At 72.0% G+C, this 3649-nt stretch carries 4 protein-coding genes; 1 reads left to right on the top strand and 3 read right to left on the bottom strand.

What is annotated here, in order from left to right; all coding sequences use genetic code 11:
- Positions 1 to 92 precede the first annotated feature (92 nt).
- Positions 93 to 425, bottom strand: a complete 333-nt coding sequence (locus QM582_RS19145) for a putative quinol monooxygenase (protein ID WP_415087130.1) — start codon at positions 423 to 425, stop codon at positions 93 to 95.
- A 162-nt stretch (positions 426 to 587) separates the two neighbouring features.
- On the opposite strand from QM582_RS19145, the gene QM582_RS19140 reads away from it, so the two are divergent.
- The gene (locus QM582_RS19140; protein ID WP_415087128.1) at positions 588 to 1256 is read left to right on the top strand and encodes a peptidoglycan DD-metalloendopeptidase family protein; all 669 of its coding nucleotides are present in this window, start codon (positions 588 to 590) and stop codon (positions 1254 to 1256) included.
- Here QM582_RS19140 and otsB read toward each other — a convergent pair.
- Positions 1168 to 2070: a trehalose-phosphatase gene (otsB, locus tag QM582_RS19135; RefSeq protein ID WP_415087126.1), complete on the bottom strand. Its 903-nt coding sequence runs from the start codon at positions 2068 to 2070 to the stop codon at positions 1168 to 1170. The two genes, QM582_RS19140 and otsB, sit on opposite strands and share 89 nt — an antisense overlap.
- Positions 2067 to 3470 carry an alpha,alpha-trehalose-phosphate synthase (UDP-forming) gene (locus QM582_RS19130; RefSeq protein WP_415087124.1) on the bottom strand — a complete coding sequence of 468 codons (1404 nt, stop codon included), beginning with the start codon at positions 3468 to 3470 and terminating at the stop codon, positions 2067 to 2069. The genes otsB and QM582_RS19130 overlap by 4 nt, the downstream gene beginning before the upstream one ends.
- Positions 3471 to 3649 lie beyond the last annotated feature (179 nt).

Here is a 3649-nt window from a genome sequence, read left to right as displayed (position 1 = left end):
GGCCGCCGCGCCGACCGCCGGCGGCCGGGAGGAGGCGGCCGGTGGTGGCCGGGCGTCCCGCCGCCTCGCGGGGAATGGATGCCGCCGCAGAATCATTCCTCGTCGGGCATCTTCAGTTCGCCGAGTTCGCTCCAACCGTCCTGAGGAATTTCATAGGAGATGATCTGCGGGCGAGTGGTTATATAACGGCCATAGGTTCCCATCGCCTCGTTGAAATGTGCCGATGAAACATGGGCGCTGCCCGCCGCCCCGTCGCGGAATGCCTCGATCAGCACGTATTCGCAGGGATTGTCCACGCTGCGGGACCACTCGAACCACAGGCAGCCCGGCTCGGCGCGGGTGGCCTCGGTGAACTCCCTGGTCAGATCGATGAACTCGGCAGCGTAGTCGGGCTTGACGCGCCACTTGACGGTGATGGTGATCATCACCCCAGTCTGCCGCCCCGGTACGGTCCGGCCGGGCCGGCCGGCGCGCCGAGCGGTTGCCGATGAGGATTTCGCCGGACGCCGGCTGCGCGCCGGCGTCCCCGACGCGCTCCCGGTGCCGGTGAATTCCGTGTGTCGCACGGGCGGAACTAGAGTCGTGCGATGGACGTCGTCGCCCCGCTGCTGGACGTGCCCGGTGCCGGACTGTGGCAGGCCCGGAACAGCCCGGTCCGCCGCATCCCGAGCCACGGCACGGACGCCTTCGGCAGCAGCCACGCGATCGATCTGGTGCCGGTGGACGCCCGAGGCCGCAGCGGCCCGATCGACTGGCGGACGCTGCTGGGCACCGAGGACCCGGCCCGTTTCGTCGGCTGGGGACGTCCGGTGACCGCACCCGTCGCCGGCATCGTGGTGCTGGTGCACGACGGCGAACCGGACGCCCGGGTCCGGCGTTCGCTACCGGCGTACATCGGCTTCGCCCGCACCCAACCCGTCCGGGTCCGACGCGGGCTTCCCGGCCTGGCCGGCAACAGCGTGGTGCTCGCCGTCGCCGACGGGGGGCCGTACGTGTTGATCGCCCACCTGCGCAACGGAACGGTCGCCGTCACGGCCGGGCAGCAGGTCGTCGCCGGCCAACTACTCGGCGGCTGCGGCAATTCGGGCAACAGCACCCAGCCCCACGTCCACCTGCAGCTCAGCGACAGCACCGACTGGACGCGTGCCCGCGGGCTGCCCTTCGCGTTCACCGGCTACCGGACGGGTGGCTCCGTGATCCGTGCCGCACTGCCCGGCGAGGCGCAGGTCGTCGAGGCGGTCGTGGACCCCGGCTGACCGGGGTGCGGCCGGCGCGCAGTTCCGCCAGCCGGCGCAGCAGGGCCGCCATCGCGGGGATGTCCGGCACGGTGAGGGTGGCGTGGGTGGGCCGGTCGCCGACCAGGACGCCGAGATCGCCGGGGCCGAGACTGGCCAGGGCGTCCTCGTCGGTGACGTCGTCGCCGGCGAACAGCACCGCGGTGGCGGCGGTGCGTTCCCGCAGCACCCGCACCGCGGTGTCCTTGCCCTCGGTGCGGGACGCGTATTCGACGATGTCGTGCCCGGTCCGGCGCCGCCACTGCGGAGCCTCGGCGGCGATCAGCGCGTCGACCGCGGCATTGGCCGCCGCCGCGGTGTCGGCGTCCGCCAGCCGGGTGTGGACGGCGAAACCGAACGTCTTCGGCTCGATCCAGGCGCCCGGCATCGACTCCACCAGTGTCTCCGCTCGTCGCCGCAACGCATCGCGCCGGGCGCTCGCCGCCGCGTCGTCCCCGGTGCCGCGTTCCCTTTCGCCGGGACTCCAGTACTCGGCGCCGTGTGAGCCGGCCAGCAGCAGCGGCGAGTCGTCGGTGTGTTCGGCGATGGTCCGCAGGTCGTGCAGGGTGCGGCCGGAGACCAGAGCCACGGTGGTGCCGGGCAGCGCGGCCAGCGCCAGCACCGCCGCACGCGCCGCCGGCAGCATCCGGACGCTCATCGGCTCGTCGGACAGCGGGGCCAGGGTGCCGTCCACGTCGAGAGCGACCAGCAGCCGTTCGGTGTCCGCCAACCGCTGCACGGCTGCCTCGCCCACCGGGTCCGTGCTGTCGCCTGCCGCGGCGCTGCTGTCGCTCACCGCGACTCGCCCCGGGTCGCCGCCAGCGCGTCCAGGAAGTCCCGCGACCAGGCCTCCACGTCGTGCTCCCGGACCCGCCTGCGCAGCGCCCGCATCCGCCGGCGCTGTTCGGCCGGCGGCATCTCGATGGCGCGCATGATGGTGTCCTTGAGCCCTTCGATGTCGTGCGGATTCACCGTCAGGGCCCGGCCCAGTTCGTCGTGGGCGCCGGCGAACTCGCTGAGCACCAGCACACCGTGATTGTCGGTGCGGCTGGCCACGTACTCCTTGGCGACCAGGTTCATCCCGTCGCGCAGCGCGGTGACCAGCATCACGTCGGCGGCCAGATACAGGGCCACCATCTCCTCGCGCGGGAACGCCTGATGGAGATAGCGGATCGCGGTGTGCCCGACCGTGTCCACGTCGCCGTTGATCCGGCCCACCGTCAGCTCGATCTCGTCCCGCAGGTGGGCATAGGTCTCCACCCGTTCCCGGCTGGGGCTGGCCACCTGCACCAGGGTGGCGTCCTGCACCGACAGCCGGCCCTCGGCGAGCAGCTCGCCGAACGCCTTGAGCCGATGGCCGATGCCCTTGGTGTAGTCGAGCCGGTCGACGCCGAGCAGCACGTGCGCCGGGTCGCCGAGACTCGCGCGGATCTCCCGGGACCGGGCCAGGATGTCCTCGCGTCCGGCCAATTCGATGTAGGCCTCGGCGTCGATGGAGATCGGGAACGCCTTGGCCAGCGCCAGCCGGACCGACCCGTCCGGCTGCGGCACCCGGATGCCGGACGCCTTGGTCTCGTAGTGGAACAGCCGCCGGACGGCGCGGGCGAAATTGCCGGCGTCCGCCACCCGCTGGAAGCCGATCACGTCGGCGCCGAGCAGCCCCTCGATCACCTGGCGCCGCCACGGCAGCTGCGAGTACAGGCCGTAGGCGGGGAACGGGATGTGGTGGAAGTAGCCGATGGTCAGGTCGGGACGTGCCGCCCGCAGCATCGCCGGAACCAATTGCAGCTGGTAGTCCTGCACCCACACCGTCGCACCCTCGGCGGCGGCCTCCGCGGCCGCGTCCGCGAACCGCTGGTTGACCCGCAGATAGGCTTCCCACCAGGGCCTTCGATAGCGTGGCGCGGCGATCACGTCGTGGTACAAGGGCCAGATCGTGTCGTTGGAGAAGCCCTCGTAGTACAGCTCGACGTCCTCGGCGCTGAGCGCCACCGGGATCAGCCGGGTGCCGTCGAAGTCGAACGGCTCGACCTCGGCGTCCGGGGTGCCGGGCCAGCCCACCCAGGCGCCGCCGGCCCGTTGCATCACCGGCTCCAGCGCGGTCACCAGGCCGCCGGGGGAGCGCCGCCAGCCACCGTCGGCATCGGCGTCGACGGGCAGTCGGTTGGCGACGACGACGAGTCCGGCTTCGGTCACGGGTGCCTCCTGGGTCTCGGAAGGCCCAGGCTAAGCCTCGATCCACCGATCTGCGCCTACTGCGCGACCCCAGCTGGGCGCACTGGCTTCGCCGGACCCGCTCACCGTACGACCCGGTACGCCTTCGCGTTCCCGGCTTGCCATTGCACCCATCTGGTGCCGCTCGCTACGGCGCCCAT

The sequence above is a fragment of the Micropruina sp. genome (assembly GCF_047607385.1).
Taxonomy (GTDB): Bacteria; Actinomycetota; Actinomycetes; order Propionibacteriales; family Propionibacteriaceae; genus Micropruina.
Note: the sequence above shows the minus strand (reverse complement) of the source record. Positions and strands in the feature narration are given on the sequence as shown.